This window comes from Bradyrhizobium sp. OK095 (genome assembly GCF_900109945.1).
Lineage (GTDB): Bacteria > Pseudomonadota > Alphaproteobacteria > Rhizobiales > Xanthobacteraceae > Bradyrhizobium.
Map to the genome: position 1 here is coordinate 148,979 of NZ_FOBX01000004.1, position 17,950 is coordinate 166,928.

General features: G+C 63.2%; 17 protein-coding genes. 10 read left to right on the top strand and 7 right to left on the bottom strand.

From position 1 onward, the window contains the following. Positions 1-20: 20 nt before the first annotated feature. The 3 genes from BMW89_RS12710 to BMW89_RS12720 are packed head-to-tail and all read left to right on the top strand — an operon-like array spanning position 21 to position 2,622. Positions 21-1,025, top strand: a complete 1,005-nt coding sequence (locus BMW89_RS12710; protein ID WP_092026729.1) for an ABC transporter substrate-binding protein — start codon at positions 21-23, stop codon at positions 1,023-1,025. 15 nt (positions 1,026-1,040) lie between these two features. Beyond that, on the top strand, positions 1,041-1,814 hold the full coding sequence (locus tag BMW89_RS12715) for an ABC transporter ATP-binding protein (RefSeq protein ID WP_092026732.1): 774 nt from the start codon (positions 1,041-1,043) through the stop codon (positions 1,812-1,814). After that, positions 1,807-2,622: an ABC transporter permease gene (locus tag BMW89_RS12720; protein ID WP_177196010.1), complete on the top strand. Its 816-nt coding sequence runs from the start codon at positions 1,807-1,809 to the stop codon at positions 2,620-2,622. Before BMW89_RS12715 ends, BMW89_RS12720 begins: the two co-directional genes overlap by 8 nt. A gap of 115 nt (positions 2,623-2,737) precedes the next feature. Here BMW89_RS12720 and gtdA read toward each other — a convergent pair whose 3' ends face one another. Continuing rightward, the gene (gene gtdA, locus BMW89_RS12725) at positions 2,738-3,778 is read right to left on the bottom strand and encodes a gentisate 1,2-dioxygenase (RefSeq protein ID WP_092026738.1); all 1,041 of its coding nucleotides are present in this window, start codon (positions 3,776-3,778) and stop codon (positions 2,738-2,740) included. 94 nt (positions 3,779-3,872) lie between these two features. On the opposite strand from gtdA, the gene maiA reads away from it, so the two are divergent. Together maiA and BMW89_RS12735 are read left to right on the top strand one after the other, a co-directional pair. Further along, a complete protein-coding gene (gene maiA, locus BMW89_RS12730; protein WP_092026741.1) occupies positions 3,873-4,505 on the top strand; it encodes a maleylacetoacetate isomerase in 633 nt (210 codons plus the stop codon). Further along, on the top strand, positions 4,495-5,004 hold the full coding sequence (locus tag BMW89_RS12735; protein ID WP_177196011.1) for a MarR family winged helix-turn-helix transcriptional regulator: 510 nt from the start codon (positions 4,495-4,497) through the stop codon (positions 5,002-5,004). Before maiA ends, BMW89_RS12735 begins: the two co-directional genes overlap by 11 nt. Before the next feature lie 138 nt (positions 5,005-5,142). Here BMW89_RS12735 and BMW89_RS12740 read toward each other — a convergent pair whose 3' ends face one another. The 5 genes from BMW89_RS12740 to BMW89_RS12760 form a co-directional block, all read right to left on the bottom strand. Next, positions 5,143-6,756, bottom strand: coding sequence for a benzoate-CoA ligase family protein (locus tag BMW89_RS12740; RefSeq protein WP_092026747.1), 1,614 nt, complete (start codon positions 6,754-6,756; stop codon positions 5,143-5,145). Beyond that, positions 6,753-7,910: an FAD-dependent monooxygenase gene (locus BMW89_RS12745; RefSeq protein WP_177196012.1), complete on the bottom strand. Its 1,158-nt coding sequence runs from the start codon at positions 7,908-7,910 to the stop codon at positions 6,753-6,755. The genes BMW89_RS12740 and BMW89_RS12745 overlap by 4 nt, the downstream gene beginning before the upstream one ends. A 184-nt stretch (positions 7,911-8,094) precedes the next feature. After that, positions 8,095-8,310 carry a hypothetical protein gene (locus tag BMW89_RS12750; protein ID WP_092026749.1) on the bottom strand — a complete coding sequence of 72 codons (216 nt, stop codon included), beginning with the start codon at positions 8,308-8,310 and terminating at the stop codon, positions 8,095-8,097. A gap of 122 nt (positions 8,311-8,432) precedes the next feature. Further along, positions 8,433-9,221, bottom strand: coding sequence for a cysteine rich repeat-containing protein (locus BMW89_RS12755; RefSeq protein WP_092026752.1), 789 nt, complete (start codon positions 9,219-9,221; stop codon positions 8,433-8,435). A 156-nt stretch (positions 9,222-9,377) separates the two neighbouring features. Then, positions 9,378-10,379, bottom strand: a complete 1,002-nt coding sequence (locus BMW89_RS12760) for an NADP-dependent oxidoreductase (RefSeq protein ID WP_092026754.1) — start codon at positions 10,377-10,379, stop codon at positions 9,378-9,380. A 209-nt stretch (positions 10,380-10,588) separates the two neighbouring features. Here BMW89_RS12760 and BMW89_RS12765 point away from each other — a divergent pair, with 209 nt between their 5' ends. Continuing rightward, on the top strand, positions 10,589-11,884 hold the full coding sequence (locus BMW89_RS12765; RefSeq protein ID WP_092026756.1) for a dicarboxylate/amino acid:cation symporter: 1,296 nt from the start codon (positions 10,589-10,591) through the stop codon (positions 11,882-11,884). A 12-nt stretch (positions 11,885-11,896) separates the two neighbouring features. Further along, the gene (locus tag BMW89_RS12770; RefSeq protein WP_092026758.1) at positions 11,897-12,817 is read left to right on the top strand and encodes an amino acid ABC transporter substrate-binding protein; all 921 of its coding nucleotides are present in this window, start codon (positions 11,897-11,899) and stop codon (positions 12,815-12,817) included. Between the two features lie 187 nt (positions 12,818-13,004). Here BMW89_RS12770 and BMW89_RS12775 read toward each other — a convergent pair whose 3' ends face one another. Next, a complete protein-coding gene (locus BMW89_RS12775; protein WP_092026760.1) occupies positions 13,005-13,808 on the bottom strand; it encodes an ATP-grasp domain-containing protein in 804 nt (267 codons plus the stop codon). 376 nt (positions 13,809-14,184) lie between these two features. Between BMW89_RS12775 and BMW89_RS12780 the strand changes: the two genes are divergently transcribed. From BMW89_RS12780 to BMW89_RS12790, 3 genes are all read left to right on the top strand, one after another. Beyond that, entirely contained in the window at positions 14,185-14,958 is a 774-nt protein-coding gene (locus BMW89_RS12780; protein WP_092026762.1) for a ferredoxin--NADP reductase, read from the top strand. Positions 14,959-15,150: 192 nt separating this feature from the next. After that, entirely contained in the window at positions 15,151-16,023 is an 873-nt protein-coding gene (locus BMW89_RS12785) for a patatin-like phospholipase family protein (RefSeq protein WP_244547589.1), read from the top strand. A gap of 201 nt (positions 16,024-16,224) precedes the next feature. After that, positions 16,225-17,850, top strand: a complete 1,626-nt coding sequence (locus BMW89_RS12790; protein WP_092027291.1) for an FMN-binding glutamate synthase family protein — start codon at positions 16,225-16,227, stop codon at positions 17,848-17,850. The last annotated feature ends 100 nt before the right edge of the window (positions 17,851-17,950 follow it).

Below are 17,950 nucleotides of genomic sequence, written 5' to 3' on the forward strand. Positions count from 1 at the left end.
GAACCACTGGAGGAAACGGGATGATCGGGATTGCGCGGCTTGCGGCTGCCGGCCTGGTGGCGATCATGGCGATGGGCACGGCGAGGTCCGAGGATGCGCTGAAGGCCAAAATCGGCGTCCTCCGCCTGTCCTCCTCCGCGCCCGTCTTCATTGCCCAGGACAAGGGCTACTTTCGTGAAGCCGGCCTCGACGTCGAGCTGAAATTCTTCGACGCGGCGCAGCCGATCGCGGTCGCGACCACCTCGGGCGACATCGATTTCGGCGTCACCGCCTTCACCGCGGGTCTCTACAATCTCGCCGGCAAGGGCGTGCTGAAGGTGATCGGCGGCATGAGCCGCGAGAAGGCCGGCTATCCCCTGATCGGCTATTTCGCCAGCAACAATGCCTATGCGGCCGGTCTGAAGACGCCGAAGGACCTCGCGGGAAAACGTGTGGCGATGACGCAGGTCGGATCGAGCTTTCACTATTCGCTCGGCCTGCTCGCCGACAAATATGGTTTCAAGCTCGCCGAGGTGAAGATCGTGCCGCTGCAATCGCTGTCCAACGCGGCCGCTGCCCTGAAAGGCGAGACCGTCGATGCGGCGCTGCTTCCGATCTCGACTGCGCGAAAGCTGGTGGACGAGGGCGGCGCGAAGTTTTTGGGCTGGGTCGGTGACGAGACGCCCTGGCAATTAGGCGCAGTGTTCGCCTCGCCGAAGACGCTGACCAACAAGGCGCTGGTGACAAAATTTCTCGGCGTGCTCGCGAAAGCCGACCGGGAATATCACGACGTCATTCTCGCCGCGATGAAGGACGGTGTCGCCCCGATCAACGAACAGACAAAACCGCTGCTGGAGATCATCGCCAAGTACACCAATCTGCCGGTCGAGCAAGTCGTCGGCAATTGCGCCTATATCGATCCCGAGGGCAAGCTGGACGTGAAGAACGTCGACAACCAGATCAAATGGCTTCAGGAGCAGGGCTTTGCCGACAAGGGCTTTGACGCGAATGCGATCATCGCCAAGGATTTTGTGAAGGCGGATTGAGAGTAGAGGCAGCTCATGGACCTGATCGCCAACCACATCTCCCACCGCTTCGGCGATCTCGCCGTGCTCGACGACGTCTCTTTCGCCGTCAGCGCAGGTGAGGTCGTGGCGATCGTCGGTCCGTCCGGCTGCGGCAAGAGCACGTTGCTGTCGATCCTCGGCGGGTTGTTGCAGCCGACCTCCGGTGCGCCCGAGCTGCGCGGGGCGCCGCCGGCGGACAGTCTCAATCCGCTGACCTTCGTGTTCCAGGATTTTGCGCTGCTGCCCTGGGCTACGGTCGAGGAGAACGTCGAATTCCCGTTGCTGCATACGCAGCTCTCGGCAACACAGCGCCGCGCTTTGGTCGACGACGCCCTGCGCCGCACCGGGCTGACGGATTTTCGCAAAACCTATCCAAAGCAGCTCTCCGGCGGCATGCGCCAGCGCGTCGGCATTTCGCGCGCGCTCGCGGTCAAGCCCGCGATCCTCTTGATGGACGAGCCGCTCTCGGCGCTGGACTCGCAGACGCGCGAGCTGCTGATGGAGGATTTCGTCCGCCTGCTCGCCGACGGCGGCATGGGCGCGGTCTATGTCACGCATAATCTCGAAGAGGCCGCGCGCCTCGCCGACCGCATCGTGGTGCTGTCGCGCCGGCCGGGCCGCATCCGCGAGGTCGTGACCGTGCCGATGACGCGCACGGAGCGCGGCGAAGCCGCTGCGCGCGAAAAGCTGCTCGCGCTCCAGAACCAGATCTGGTCGCTGATCCGCAACGAGGCGATCGATGCCGAGCGCGAGGTCCAGCATGCTTGATCGCGCGGCGACGGAGATTACAAGCGCGACGCGGCCCGTCCGTTTTCGCGGCGGAGGCTTCGTGCCCGCGAGCAGCCGTTTTGGTGGCTGGATCGCACTCGCGCTGGTCATCGCGATCTGGCAGGCCGCCGGCAGCACGGGTCTGGTCAATCCTCTGTTCCTGCCCGCGCCATTCGCGATCGCGCGGGCGATCTACCAGCTCGCGATCTCAGGCGCGCTCTGGCAGCATCTCTCGGCCTCACTCCTCCGCATCGGTGTCGGCTGGGTGCTTGGCACCGCGGCCGGTGTCGCCGTCGGCTTCGCCATCGGCCTGTCGCGGCTGGCGCGCAGCGTCGGCATCACCTTTATCTCGGCGCTGTTTCCGATCCCGAAGATCGCGCTGCTGCCGCTGCTGATCCTCTGGCTCGGCATCGGCGAAGAGCCGAAGATCGCGACGATTGCACTCGGCGTGTTCTTCTCGACCGCGATCTCGGTCTATAGCGGCGTCGACGCGGTGCCACGCAATCTCATCCGCATGGCGCAGAGTTTCAACGTCCCCTTCGCCACCATCGTGCGCAAGGTGGTCTGGCCCGGCGCGCTGCCGGCGATCCTCGCCGGCTTCCGCATCACGGCCTCTGTGGCGTTACTGCTCGTCGTCAGCGCCGAGATGATCGGCGCGCAATACGGCATCGGCGCGTTCGTGCTTCAGGCCGGCAATCTGATGCAGACGGATCAGCTGCTCGCGGGCGTGGTGATTTTGTCGGTGTTCGGGCTGGTGGTGGGGAAGGTGATCAATCTTCTGGAGACGCGGTTGTTGCACTGGCGGTGAGGCATACTCCGTCATTGCGAGCGCAGCGAAGCAATCCAGAGTCTTTCCGCGGCGGGATTCTGGATTGCTTCGTCGCAAGAGCTCCTCGCAATGACGATGTGGTCAGCAGCGTGGCCTACGCGTTGCCTCTATCCTCGCGAAACAGATCCAGCTTCTGCTGCACCGGCCGGTCCGAGAAACTAAAGAGCACCGCATCCTCATCCGCCTCGTGCGTCACCCACTGCCAGCTCGGCACCACGAACAAATCGCGCGGGCCCCATTCGAAAACGGATTCGCCGATACGGCTGCGTCCCCGGCCCTCGATCGGGCAGAACACCGTCGCATCCGTCGCGCGGTAACGCGCGGTCTTAAAACCCTTGGGCAATAGCTGGATGAAGGTGCCGATGGTCGGCATCGCGAAATCGCCGGTCTCGGGGTTGCTGAATTTCAGCTTCAGCCCGTGGCAAGCGTCCCATTCCTGGCTCGTGCGGGCCTTCTCCAGCGCTTCGCGGGTGTAGGCATAGGGATAGCTGAAGATCGGCGAGGTCTTTGAGCTCCGCTTCACATCGACCGGCAGCAGATTGTGGCCGTAGCGCGCAAAGCTGTCGCCGGCGGGTCTTGTGATCTTCTGCTGGTCTTCCTTGGAGCCTTCGGCAAAGGAACAGTCGAAGAACTGCACCAGCGGGATGTCGAGGCCGTCGAGCCAGAACATCGGCTCATCAGTCTCGTTGGAATGATCGTGCCAGGTCATCGACGGCGTGATGATGAAATCCCCTTGCTCCATCGCGGTGCGCTCGCCGTCGACCGCGGTGTGGGCGCCCTTGCCCTCGAGCACGAAGCGCAGTGCCGACTGGCTGTGGCGGTGTGCGGGCGCGACATCGCCGGGCACCACCATTTGCACGCCGGCATAGAGCGAGGTCGTGATTTTTGATTGCCCGCGCAGTCCGGGGTTTTCGAGCACCAGCACGCGCCGCTCGGCTTCCTTGGCGGTGATCAGCTTGCCGGCTTCGGCCATGTAGTCGCGGATGACATCGAACTTCCAGAGGTGCGGCCGGCAGGCGCTCTTCGGCTCCGGCGTGATCAGATCGCTCATCACCGTCCACAGCGCGGTGAGATTTTCGCCGTCGATCTTCTTGTAGAACGCCTCGCGTTCCGGCGTCTTGGTCACGGCTTCCATGGTTGCTGCTCCCGTTCGTTTTGTTGATTGACAGTATACTGACGATCTAGGTAGCGTCAACGTGACGAACAAGAACGAAAATGGGAGGGTTCCGATGAAGCTGCACGGCTATTTCCGATCGAGCGCCGCCTATCGCGTGCGGATCGCGCTGAACCTCAAGGGCCTCGGCGCCGAGCATCTTCCGCATCACTTACGCAAGGGCGAGCAATGCGCGCCCGCCTATCTCGCCATCAACCCGCAAGGGTTGGTGCCTGCGCTGGAGGACGATGCGGGTACGGTGTTAACCCAATCGGTCGCGATCATCGAATGGCTCGATGAGACTCACCCCCATCCGCCGCTGCTGCCGAAGGATGCGTTGCAGCGCGCCAGGGTGCGGGCGTTCGCACTGGCGATCACCTGCGATACCCACCCCGTGCAGAATTTGAAGGTGCTGGCGCGGTTGCGCGAGCTCGGCCTGGCCGAAGAGAAGGTCCAGGAATGGGCTGCCTGGGTCAACCGCGAGGGGCTGTCGGCGTGCGAGACGCTGATCTCGGACGAGCCGGGCTCGTTCTGCTTCGGCGATGTGCCGACGCTCGCCGATCTCTGCCTGGTGCCGCAGCTCGCCAACGCGCGCCGCTTCGGCGTCGACGTCGGGGTCTATCCGCGCCTGCTGAAGGCGGAAGCTGCGGCAAAAGCGCTGCCGGCGTTCGCCGATGCCGCCCCGGAGAAGCAGCCCGATGCCGAGTAAGCCTGCCCCGATCACGATCGACGCGGTCTATGCTGCGCCGGGCTATCTGTTCCGGCGCATGCAGCAGATCGCGGTCTCGATCTTCATGGAGGAGTGCAAGGCGTTCGATCTCACGCCGGTGCAATATGCCGCGCTGATCGCGATCCACACCCATCCCGGCATCGACGCGACGCGGCTGTCGGCAGTGATCGCCTTCGACCGCTCCACGCTCGGCAGCGTGATCGAGCGGCTCCAGGCCAAGGATTTTGTCGAGCGTAAGCCGGCGCCCGAGGACAAGCGGATCAAGCTGCTCCATCTGACCAAGTCGGGCGCGGCGATCCTGCGCGAGATCATCCCCGCAGTCGAGCGCGCCCAGGCGCGCATGCTGGAGCCGCTCAAGCCCGCGGACCGCAAGGCGCTGATGGGGCTGATGGTGCAGCTCGTCGATCTCAACAACGAGGCCTCGCGGGTGCCGTTGCGGGCGGAAGATGCGCTGGAGCATCTGGGGAAGGCGGGGTAAGGGGGTATGCCGTTGCAACAAAAACGGTGTCATTCCCCGCGAAGGCGGGGAATCCAGTACGCCGCGGCCTCTCGGCTCAATCACAACTGCCTCTGGAATACTGGATCGTCCGGTCAAGCCGGACGATGACGGCGGTGGTCACATCCGCAACAACGCCTGCCGGTCAATCTTCCCCGTGCCCGTCTTCGGCAGCTCGTCGGTAAAAATCACTTCGCGCGGATATTTGTACGGCAGCAGCTTGCCTTTGACGTAGTCCTGAAGTCGCCGTGTCGCCTCGCTCTGGTCAGCGGCGCGATTGTTCATCACCACCACCGCCTTCAGCGTCATGCGACGGTCGGGCAGCTCGGCGGCGAACACCGCGCATTCGCGGATATCGGGGTGGTCGGCGAGGCACAGCTCGACCTCTAGCGGGTAGACCCACTGGCCCGAGATCTTGATCAAATCATCGGCGCGGCCGCGGAAGAAGTGAAAACCGTCGGCATCTCGGACGAAGCGGTCGCCGGTGTAGATCCAGCCGCCCTCGCGAATGGTCTCGGCGGATTTCTCCGGCCGGTTCCAGTACAGGGGGGTGTTGGAATCGCCACGGACCCACAAAATGCCTTCCTCGTCGTCGGCGACGTCGCGGCCCTCCTTGTCGCGCAGCGCGACCTCGTAGCCGGGCACGCGCAAGCCCGCGGCGCCGAGCTTCTTCTGCTCGGGGCGGTTGGACAGATAAATGTGCAGCACCTCGGTCGAGCCGAGGCCTTCGACGATCTCAAGCCCCGTGAGCGTCTTCCAGCCGTTGAAGACCTCCGCCGAGAGCACCTCGGCGGCGGAGAGCGACATGCGCAGCGACGAAAAGTTCGTCTTGTCCGCGCCCTCGGCCTTGGTCAGCGACGTGTACAGCGTCGGAAGGCCGAAGAAGACTGATGGCTTATATCGCTCGATCGCGGCAAAGATCGACGCGGGCTTCGGCTGGCCCGGCAGCAGCAGCGTCGCCGCACCCGCCGAGAACGGGAAGGTGACGGAGTTACCAAAACCGTAGGCAAAGAAGATCTTCGGCACCGAGAAGCAGATGTCGTCCGGCGTCAGCTTCAGCACGTTCTGTGCGAAGGCTACATCGCTGTAAGCCATGTCGTGCTGGAGATGCACGATGCCCTTGGGCCGGCCGGTCGAGCCGGAGGAGTACATCCAGAACGCCATCTCGTTACGATGGGTGTCGGCTTCCGCCAGCTCAGTCGGGAATTGCGCGAGCCAACTTGCCGCGCCAATCGCATTTGGCGCGGCGTGATCACCGACCTCGCCGTTGACGACGATCAGCGTGCGCAGGCTGGTGTCCTTGCATGCCTCGGTATTGAAGCGGGCAGAGAATTCGGACTCGGCGACCGCAACATTTGCGCCGGAATCGGCGAGATAGAATTGCAGCAGATCCGGCGGCGTCAGCGTGTTGATCAGCAGCGGCACGAAGCCTGCACGCACCGCGCCGAAGAAGGCGGCAGGATAAGCCGGCGTGTCGTCGAGGAACAGCAGCACGCGGTCGCCGCGCTTCAGGCCGAGCGAGGTAAAGCCGTTGCCCCACCGGCAAGCTTCCGCGCAAAGCTCGGCATAGGTCCGCGTGCCCGCCGGGCCGATCAGCGCGAGCCTGTCGCCGTGACCCTTGGCGAGATTGTCGAACAGCACGCGGCTGGCGTTGTAAATTTGCGGAACGGCAAAGCCGATCTCGCGGGCGCCCGCACAGTCCGCGGGCACCTGATCGCGGATCTCGTTGCTCATGCCGTAGCCTCGCCGTCCGTATCTTCGCCACCGTTCTTGGCGGCCTCGTACCGCGCCATGAAGGCGGGCGACATGTGGCGCAGGCGTGCATCGTCGATGCGCCCGGAGCGGGTGATATAGCTGTAGGCAAAGTCCACCAGATCAAGCTGCATGTGCTGGGCGAAGTGCTCGTACCAGAAGGCGCTGGTGCGTGCAGCATTGACCAGCTTCTGCACCACCGGCTTTCGCGCGGCCTGATAGCGATGCAGGGCGGTGGTCAGATGCGCATCGGATTCCAGCGCCTTGACCAGCGCAATCGCATCCTCGATCGCAAGCCGCGTGCCCGAGCCGATCGAGAAATGCGCCGAGTGCAGGGCGTCCCCGATCAGCACCATGTTCTTGAACGACCAGTGCTCGTTCCAGACCCAGGGGAAATTGCGCCACACCGATTTGTTGGAGACGAGGCAATGGCCGCCGAGCGTGTCGGCAAACACCTCCTCGCAGACGCCCTTGGACTGCTCGACGTCCTTGTAGGCGAAGCCGTAGGCCTGCCACGTCGCGTGGTCGCATTCGACCAGGAAAGTGCTCATGGTCGGCGAGTAGCGGTAGTGGTGGGCGTTGAAGGCGCCGCGGTCGGTCTTCACAAACGTCTGCGACAGCGTATCGAAGCGTTTTGAGGTGCCGTACCAGACGAACTTGTTGGACGAGTAGGACAGCGACGTGCCGAAATCGCCCTCATAGGCGCGGCGTACCAGCGAGTTCAGCCCGTCGGCGGCGATAATGAGGTCGTGGCCGTTAAGCTGGTCGATCGTATGGATCTGGGTGTCGAAGCGCGGCGTGACGCCGACATCGAGCGCGCGCTGCTGGAGGAATTGCAAAAGCTCGAGCCGGCCGATCGAGGAGAAGCCGACACCGTCGATGGCGACGCTGTCGCCGGCGAGGTTCAGCGTGATGTTCTCCCAGCTCTCCATATGCGGCGCGATCGCGTCGACCGTCTCGGGGTCGTCTGCGCGCAAAAATTCCAGCGCCTGGTCGGAGAATACGACGCCAAAGCCCCAGGTCGCGTCGGCCGGGTTCTGTTCGAACAGGTCGACTTGATCCTCAGGGTGACGCTTCTTCCAGAGATAGGCGAAGTAGAGCCCACCGGGCCCCCCGCCAATCACGGCGATCCGCAAATTCTGCCTCCCTAATTGACAGTATACTTACTATCTAGGGGTAGCCTAATGGGCTCCGGCTTCTCACGCCAGCGGAATTATCGAAGGCGCACCAAAGCCCACGCCCGGACACGCGCATGGCGAGCGTCCGAAGCAGTGACATTGCGAATCATAGCCAAACCGCGCCGGCTTGGCTATTCGCGCGTCAGACGCAGCGCTTCACGTAGACCCCGTCCACCAGCACCCTGGTGCAGCGGACCACCGGAACCGGCTTGCGGACCACGACGGCTCCGTTCGGCCCGGCGCAGCCGGCCCGATAGACGCCGCGGGCGCATACCACCGCATTGGCATCGGTAGCCTCGAAAGTCATGGTCGCGCCGAAAGCGAGGAGCGCGGAAGCGATGAGCAGCAATGAACGCATATTGTCCTCCGGTCTTGTCGTGAAGCCTTGTCTTGATTGAAATCGATATCAGCAAAGGTTTGTCGCAACAGGCGCGCAAAAATTCATGCGCGCACGCTGCCGATCAGTATCGTGCGCTGCTGCTATCGCGCAGCGAACGGGGCGAGCACGTCCTTGCAGCCGGGCGAGAGCGACGCGGCATTGCTCGCGATGCATTGCACGATGCGGCCGCCGCCCGGCGCGACGCCGGCGCAGAGCGTACGGATGTCGGCGCCGCAGGCCGAGCGTACGATGAACAGTTCTTCGCGCGGCCGCAGCGGCCGCAAGACAATCACGGTGGGCGCTGCGCCCGCTGGCGCTGACGTTGCCGCGGCGCCGCCGCCACCGGTCGCGGCGGTCACGGCCTTCGCGCAGGCCGCTGACACCTTCGCCTTGTTCTTCTCCAGACATTCGAGCGCAGGAGCGCCGCCCGGCGGCACGCTGGCGCACACTTTGGGATAATCGGCGCGGCATGCGCTCTTGACCGCGGAAACCTGCGCGCTGCTCGGCTGCTTGGCGGCGGCGGCTTTCGGAGCAGCGCCAGTTGCCGGCTTGGCGGCAGGCTCTGCGGCGGGCGCAGCTTCCGTTTTTGCCGGCTCGGAATTGGTGGGCGCGGCTTCCGTCTTGGGCGCTGCGGCCGGCTCGACCGCGCGCACCGCGGTCTGGCATCCCGATGACAGGCTGGACATGTTCTTCTGGAGACATTGATAAGCTTCGACCCCGCCGGGCGTGACGCTCGAGCAATGCGCCATGAAGTCCGAGCGGCACGCGGAGCGGATGGCGCTCTTCTGGGCCTCGGTCGGCGCTTGCGCGAACGCGCCTGTTGCAGTTGCGAAGAGTGCGGCCACGAGCAACGCATTGCGCGTTGACGTATGTTTCAACGTGTTGAACATTTGAATGAATTCCTGCCCTGTCGGTAACGCCGACGTCTTATTCAAAATGAAGCAAGCGCAATCATCGCGCGTGGTACCTCGCGCGCGACATCTTTGGCCGCTTTGGCCTCTACCGCAAGTAGAAAGTGCTGGCGCACTGACGACGTAACTACGTCGTCATAGCTTGATCATCCGCTTGCCGCGGTTCTCGCCCGCGAGCAATCCGATCAGCGCCTGTGGCGTGTTCTGCAATCCATCGATGATGTCTTCCTGCACCTTCAACTTTCCAGACTTCACCCAGCCTTGCAGGTCGGCGAGTGCATGCTGACTGTCCTTCATGTAGTCCATCACGATAAAACCCTGCATCACGAGCCGCTTCACCACGATCAGGCCGGGCACGCCGCGCGGGCCATGCGCCGAAGGCGCGCCGTCATATTGCGAGATCGCGCCGCAGCAGGCGATGCGGCCGAAATTGTTCATCTGCGGCAGGCAGGCTTCGAGAATGTCGCCGCCGACATTGTCGAAATAAACGTCGATGCCCTTTGGCGCGGCTGCGCGCAGGGCCTTGAAGGTCGCGCCATCCTTGTAGTCGACGGCAGCGTCGAAGCCGAGCTCGGAGGTCAGCCAGTTGCACTTGTCCGCGCCGCCGGCGATGCCGATGACGCGGCATCCCTTGATCTTGGCGATCTGCCCGACGATCGAGCCGACCGAGCCCGCGGCCGCGGAGACCACGACCGTCTCGCCCTCTTTCGGCTTGCCGATCTCCAGCAGCCCGAAATAAGCGGTGAGGCCGGCGATGCCGAACACGCTGAGCAGATGCGTCATCGGCTCGAGCTTCGGCATTTTTGTGAGATGCTTCGCCGGCACCGCGGCATATTCCTGCCAGCCGGTGTCGCCGAATACGATGTCGCCGGGCGCGAGCCCCGGCGCGTTCGAACTCACGACCTCGGCGATGGCGCCGCCGGCCATCACACTGTTGGCTTCGACGGCTGAACGATAGGTCGCGCCATGCATCCAGGCGCGGTTGGCGGCGTCGAGCGAGATGTAGTGCACGCGCAGCAAGGCCTCGCCGTCCTTCGGTTCCGGCATCGCCGCCTCGACCATCCTGAAATGTTCAGAGCCGAGCTTGCCGCTGGGCTTTTCAACCAGAAGAATCTGACGATTGCTGCTGCCGCTCATGGTGTTTCCCTCCGTTTATTTGACGATTATTGATGCAGCTGCCGCAAACAAAACGTGCAAGCCGCATTCGTTGTGCGCTGCATGAAGGCTAGATCGCGGGCGCTGGTTTCGCAACGGGAACATCCGCCCAAGCGGGCGCACGCGAAGCGTGTTGCGTCGTCGTCATATCTGCGACATCATGAAGCGGTCGGTGGTGTGGGGGTGTTTCGATGTCGAACAGGTTTACGCAATACATTTTGGCGGCGATGGTGCTCGGCATCATCATGGGCTCGGCGATCTATAATTTCATGCCCGATACGCGAGGCGACTGGGCCTCGTCCATCAACCTGATCGCTGTGATATTCCTGCGCCTGATCAAGATGATCATCGCGCCGCTGGTGTTTGCGACCCTGGTCGGTGGCATCGCGCATATGGGTTCGGGCTCCAAGCTCGGCCGCATCTTCGCCAAGACCATGGGCTGGTTTATCAGCGCCTCCTTCATCTCGCTGATGCTCGGCCTCGTGATGGTGAACCTGTTGCAGCCCGGCGCGAACTTCCCCGGCACGCTGCCCGCGGCGGGGCAATCGACCGGCCTGCCGGTCTCGGCGTTCTCGCTCGAAAAATTCCTGACCCATCTGATCCCGACCTCGATCGCCGACGCGATGGCGCAAAACGAGATCTTGCAGATCGTGATCTTCGCCGTGTTCTTCTCGGTGGCGATGGGTTCGATGCCCGAGCGCTCCAAGTCGATCCTGGCGCTGATCGACGACATCGGCCACATCATGCTGAAGGTGACGAGCTATGTGATGCTGTTCGCGCCGATCGCGGTGTGGGCCGCCATCACCGCGACCGTCGCCAAGAACGGCCTGCTGGTGCTCTGGAAGCTCATCGTCTTCATGGGCGGCTTCTATCTCTCGCTGATGATCCTGTGGGGCATCCTTGTCATCGTGGGCTTCATCGTGATCGGACCGCGCTACAGCCATCTGCTGAAGCTGATCCGCGAGCCCTTGATGATCGCGTTCTCCACCGCGAGCTCTGAAGCGGCCTACCCGAAGACGCTGGAGGGGTTGAACAAGTTCGGCGCCTCGTCGCGGATATCGAGCTTCGTGCTGCCGCTCGGCTATTCCTTCAATCTCGACGGCACGATGATGTACTGCACTTTCGCCAGCATCTTCATCGCGCAGACCTATCACATCGAGATGTCGCTCTCGACGCAGCTTGCAATGCTGGCAACGCTGATGATCACCTCCAAGGGCGTCGCCGGCGTGCCGCGCGCCTCCCTCGTTGTGATCGCCTCGACACTGTCGCAATTCGGCATCCCCGAGGCGGGCCTGCTGATGATCATGGGCATCGACACCTTCCTCGACATGGGCCGCAGCGCCACCAACGTGATCGGCAATACGCTGGCGACCTCGGTCGTGGCGAAGTGGGAAGGCGAGCTCGGGCCCGAGCACGAGCTCGGACCCGGCGACGCCGTGCCCGGCGACATGATCCCCGGCGAAGTGCCCGCGATGGCCGGCCATTGATCGGAGTGCGACATGCACCTTTCAAAGGCGATTTCGGGCGGCCTGTTGCTGGCAGCATGTCTACTGGCAACCGGTGCCTCCGCCCAGACCGGCGGCAGCGAAGGACTTAGCCCGACGCTGTCGACCATCAAGACAGCGCACACCGTGCGGCTCGGCTATCGCGAAAGCTCGCCGCCGTTCTCCTTCCTCGACCAGTCGGGTCGCCCGATCGGGTATAGCCTCGAATTGTGCGAGGCCATCGTCGAGGAGATCGGCGTCGAGGTCGACGATCCCAATCTGAAGATCGACTACGTCAAGGTTACCTCGGACGATCGCATCGACGCGGTGCTCCAGAACAAGATCGACCTGGAATGCGGCTCGACCACGGCCAACGCGGAGCGCGGCAAGCGCGTCGCGTTCTCGCCGCTGATGTTCGTCGCCGGCACCAAGCTGATGGTGCCGAAGGCGTCGAGCGTCCAGCAGCTCGCCGATCTGAAGGGCAAGACCATCGTGGTGACGAAGGGCACCACCAACGAGCAGGCGATCCAGGCGGCCGACAAGAAGCTGTCGTTGGGGCTGAAGATCGCCGTGGGCGCCGATCACGAGCAGTCGTTCCAGATGCTCGCCGACGGCAAGGCCGATGCGTTCGCGACCGACGACATCCTGCTCTCCGGCCTGATCGCGCGCCATAAGGCACAGGACAAGTTCCGCGTCACCGGCGATTATCTGTCCTACGATCCCTACGGCATCATGTTCCGCAAGGGTGAGCCGCAATTGTCAGCCGTCGTCGACCGCACCTTCCGCAAGCTCGGCTCCAACCACGATCTCGTGCCGCTCTACAACAAATGGTTCATCGCGCGGATGCCGACCGGCGAGAAGATGAACGTGCCGATCTCGCTGCAATTGGAAGAAGCGTTCAAGGCGATGGACGATTCCGCGAGCGCGAATAATTGAGCCACGAGCTCGGTGCACCCTCGCCCCTTGCGGGAGAGGGTGGCTCGCCGCATAGCGGCGAGACGGGTGAGGGGTCTCTCTCCACGAGTCCAACTCTCATTCGAATTCGTGGAGGGATACCCCTCATCCGGCGCTTCGCGCCACCTTCTCCCGCAAGGGGAGAAGGATTACGGCGAGCGCTCGGCACTCAGTGCGTCTCCTCAAACACCCGATCCAGCGCCGCGTCATACGTCGCCTGCACCAGCTCCGGATGCAGCTTCGCCAGCGCTTCCATCATCACGCCGGAATTGATCTCGAGCACGCGCCAGGTGCCATCGACGCGGGTCACGTCGATCGAGGCGAAGGTGATGCCGATGGCGCTCGCGGCGTCGATCGCGAGCTTCACGCAAGCTGTTCGGGCTTCGCCGTCCTCCAGCAGCACCGGCTTTGCGCCGGCATCGAGATTGTGCCGCCAATCGGAGCCGCGCTGCTTGCTGTAGACGACGAGGGGGGCATCATCGAGCAGCACCACGCGCACCTCTTGCTCGATCGCGACATAGGGCGAGATCACGAGCCCGGCGCTCATCGCAAAGACCTCGCCAACTCCATGGTCAAGCTCGGCCTCCGTCGTCACCCTGAAGACAGATCGTCCCGACGTCCCCTCGTTCGGCTTCACCACCACGCCTTGCGGATTGGCGCGAAGCAGCCGAAGCATTTCATCGCGCCAACCGGCGCCAACGACGTTCTCGCCCAGCTTCGGGTTGAGGAAGAGGTGATGCGGAATGCAGGGCACGCCGTCCAGCGTCAGGGCCTCTGATGTCGCCGATTTGTCGTTGGCGAGGCGATGCGCAATGGCGCTGTTGAGGCCGATGTCATAGCCGAACGCAAAGTGCCGCTGTTCGCCCCGGCGCATCGCGATCAGCCAGCCGCCGGCGCGGACATCGACCGCGATGTCATGGGCCGCGCAATAGCGCCTGATCGCCTGGACGAAGATCCGCTCGCTGCTCGCCATGTGCCTTCTTCATTCCTGTCGCCAGAAGCCGCAAAAATGCGGGAAACAGCGCCAAACCGGGGTGAAAATCAGAGCTATTCTTAATGAACTTCTCGCGAGCACGACGGAAATTAAGTGCTGCGATTGTGCCTCCCAGGGAAAAGAAATTGCCCTTAGGGCAGGCCGGACAGCAGATCCGTTAATGATGCGGCCGTTTCCTGCGCAAATGCCGGTTTGATCGGCATCAATTGCATCCGAAACGAGGTTGATTATTGGTCTCAATGGCGTAGATCACACCCTAGAAATCCTCCGCCATGACAAGTGGTGCTCGCCTCGCTTCCAGAGGCCGGGCAACGCTGTTGCCCTAAAACCGCAATTATTCGGAATATCGAAAATCATGAGCGCGTTTTACCGAGAGAAGGTTCTGTCCGTCCAGCACTGGACCGACACGCTGTTCAGCTTCCGCGCCACGCGCGACACCGGCTTCCGCTTCCAGAACGGCCAGTTCGCGATGATCGGCCTCGAGATCGACGGCCGTCCGCTGCTGCGTGCCTACAGCATGGCGAGCGCCAACCATGAGGAAGAGCTCGAGTTCTTCTCGATCAAGGTTCAGGACGGCCCGCTCACCTCGCGCCTCCAGAAGATCAAGGAAGGCGACACCATCCTGGTCGGCCGCAAGGCGACCGGCACGCTGATCACCGACAACCTCATCCCCGGCAAGCGGCTGATGCTGCTGTCGACCGGCACCGGCCTTGCGCCGTTCGCGAGCCTGATCAAGGACCCCGAGGTCTATGATCAGTTCGACAGCATCGTGCTGGTGCATGGCTGCCGCCAGGTCTCCGAGCTCGCCTATGGCGAGAAGCTGGTCGCGAATTTGCGCGAAGACGAGCTGTTCGGCGAGCTGCTTGCGGACAAGCTGATCTACTATCCGACGGTGACCCGCGAGCCGTTCAGGAATCGCGGCCGCATCACCGATCTCATCAGCTCCGAGCAGATCTTCAACGACATCGGCCAGGGCCCGCTCGACATCGCGACCGACCGCGTCATGATGTGCGGCAGCCCGGGGATGCTCGAAGAGCTGAAGGTGATGTTCGAAGGCCGCGACTTCATCGAAGGCTCCGGTAACAAGCCCGGCCACTTCGTGATCGAGAAGGCGTTCGTCGAGCGCTGAGCACGGTTCGCGGCAATTAACTCACCCGCCGTCCCGGCTTTCGCCGGAGCGACGGTGAAGAGTGTAGCCCCTCACCATCCTCCCCCGACTTTGTTATTGGCGCCGCCTTCGTGAGCGTTGCTATATGCTCGTGCCAAAATCTCGCCGCGATGTTGCAATGCGAGAGCTGGGGGAGCTGCGCAAATCTTGCACGTGATCGACCATGGCCGTCCGCCGAAACCGACTGCCTTCGTGCTGGCGGGTGGCGGCAGTTTTGGAGCGATCCAGGTCGGGATGATGCATGCGCTGGTGAGGCACGGGGTCGTCGCAGACCTCGTGGTCGGCTCCAGCGTCGGCGCGATCAACGGCGCCTATTATGCCGGCGATCCCTCGCTCAAGGGCGTGCTTGGGCTTGAAGCGATCTGGCGCGGGCTGAGGCGTCATGATGTCTTTCCGGTGACCTGGAAGAGCCTCGCCGGATTCATGTGGCGGCGGGATTTCCTGATTCCCCATGACGGCGTCCGCAAGCTGGTCGAGGACCATATCCCCTATCGCAACCTCGAAGATGCCGCGTTGCCCGTGCACATCGTGACCACCGATTTCGTCTCCGGCGAGAGCGTGGTGCTGTCGGAGGGATCGACGGTGGAGGCAATCCTGGCGTCGACCGCGATTCCAGGCGCATTCTCGCCGGTCCATTATCGCAATCGTTATCTTGCCGACGGCGCGATTTCCTCGAACACGCCGGTCCGGGTCGCGATCCAGAAAGGCGCAAAACGGCTGGTTGTGCTGCCGACCGGGCACGCCTGCTCGGTGAAGGATCCGCCGATCGGCGCCGTGGCCAACGCCTTGCATGCGTTGACGCTGCTGATCGCGCGGCAATTGGTGTCGGAGCTGGAAGGCCTTGCGCCCGATATCGAGTATGTCGTGGTGCCGCCGCTCTGTCCGCTGGTGGGATCACCTTACGATTTCTCGTGCACCGACGACCATATCGAGCGCGCGGTCGCGAGCACCGATGCCTGGCTGGCGCAAGGGGGCCTTGAGCGGCACGGCGTGATTCCGCACGAGGCGCAGCCTCATGGTCACTGATTTGTCATTTCATTTGAATCTATTGCACTGCAAAACACGCGTCCGAACCGATTGATTTGCAGCACCCGGATTCAGTAGCCTCAAGCCAGCCCCGCGTCATATCCATGGACGTGGCGCGGGCGTATCATACCCCGTCAGTCTGACGAGAGGGACGCGGCCGTGGCCAACGAGAACAAGACGCAAGCTTCGCCCGAAGGGCTGATGGAAACACTGCTGCTTCCATTTTCGCCGCGCTTCATCATCCTGACGATATGTGCGGTCGTCACCGCGCTGTTGATCGGCATCGGCATCGCCGACCGCAAGATCTTCGACATCCTGCTGGTCCCGATCGTGATCTTCGGCGCGCTGACGCTGCTCGGCGTCCGCGATCTCATGCAGAAGGGCCATGCGGTCCTGCGCAACTACCCGATCTCGGCGCATATGCGCTTCCTGCTCGAAGAGATACGCCCGGAGATGCGGCAGTATTTCTTCGAGAGCGAGAAGGACGGCATGCCGTTCTCGCGCGATACCCGTTCGTTGGTCTATCAGCGCGCCAAGATGCAGCTCGACAAGCGACCGTTCGGCACCCAGGAGGACGTCTACCGCGAGGGCTATGAGTGGATGCATCACTCGGTCGCGCCGAAGGCGCATGCCGAGGAAAGATTCCGCATCACCGTCGGCGGTCCCGACTGCAAGCAGCCGTATTCGGCCTCGGTGTTCAACATCTCGGCGATGAGCTTTGGTGCGCTCAGCCCGAATGCGGTGCGGGCGCTCAATGCCGGCGCGAAGAAGGGCGGCTTCGCCCACGACACCGGTGAGGGCGGCTTCAGCCCCTATCACAAGGAGATGGGCGGCGACATCATCTGGGAGATCGGCTCGGGCTATTTCGGTTGCCGTCATCTCGACGGCACTTTCGATCCGGAGGCGTTCGCGCGCGTTGCGAGCCAGGACCAGATCAAGATGGTCGAGCTCAAGATCAGCCAGGGCGCCAAGCCCGGCCATGGCGGCGTGCTGCCGGCGGCGAAGGTGTCGGAGGAGATCTCGAAGATCCGCGGCGTCGCCATGGGCGAGGATTGCATCTCGCCGGCCTCGCACCGCGCCTTCTCGACGCCAACAGGCATGATGCAGTTCATCGCCGAAATGCGAAAGCTCTCCGGCGGCAAACCGGCGGGCTTCAAGCTCTGCATCGGCCATCCCTGGGAATTTCTGGCGATCTGCAAGGCGATGCTGGAGACCGGCATTTATCCTGATTTCATCGTCGTCGACGGCAATGAGGGCGGCACCGGCGCGGCGCCGCTGGAGTTCATGGATCACCTCGGCATGCCGATGCGCGAGGGCGTCAATTTCGTCCATAACGCACTGATCGGCATCAACGCGCGCGACCGCATCAAGATCGGCGCGTCCGGCAAGATCGCGACCGCCTTCGACATGGCGCGGGCGATGGCGATCGGCGCTGACTATTGCAACTCCGCGCGCGGCTTCATGTTCTCGCTCGGCTGCATCCAGTCGCTAAGCTGTCACACCGACCGCTGTCCGACCGGCGTCGCGACGCAGGATCCGACCCGGGCGCGCGCACTCTACGTGCCGCTCAAGATCGACCGCGTCCACAACTACCATCATGCGACGCTGCACTCGTTGACCGAGCTGATTGCCGCGGCCGGCCTCGAACATCCCCAGCAGCTGCGCCCGATCCACTTTAGCCAGCGCACCTCGACGACCGATGTGAGATCCTTCGCCCAGCTCTATCCGGCGCTGCGTCCGGGTGAGCTTATCGAAGGCACCGAAGACCCGCGGTTCCGCGACGCCTGGCGGATGGCGCAGACCGGGACGTTCCAGCCGGCGATGTAGGCGCCAGTCCGCCGCATGATACCGCTGCGCTTGTCAGCGGTGTAATTTCATCGGGGACCAGCTTGTGTCTTAACGTCTGTGTCAGCTTCGGGTGTAAATT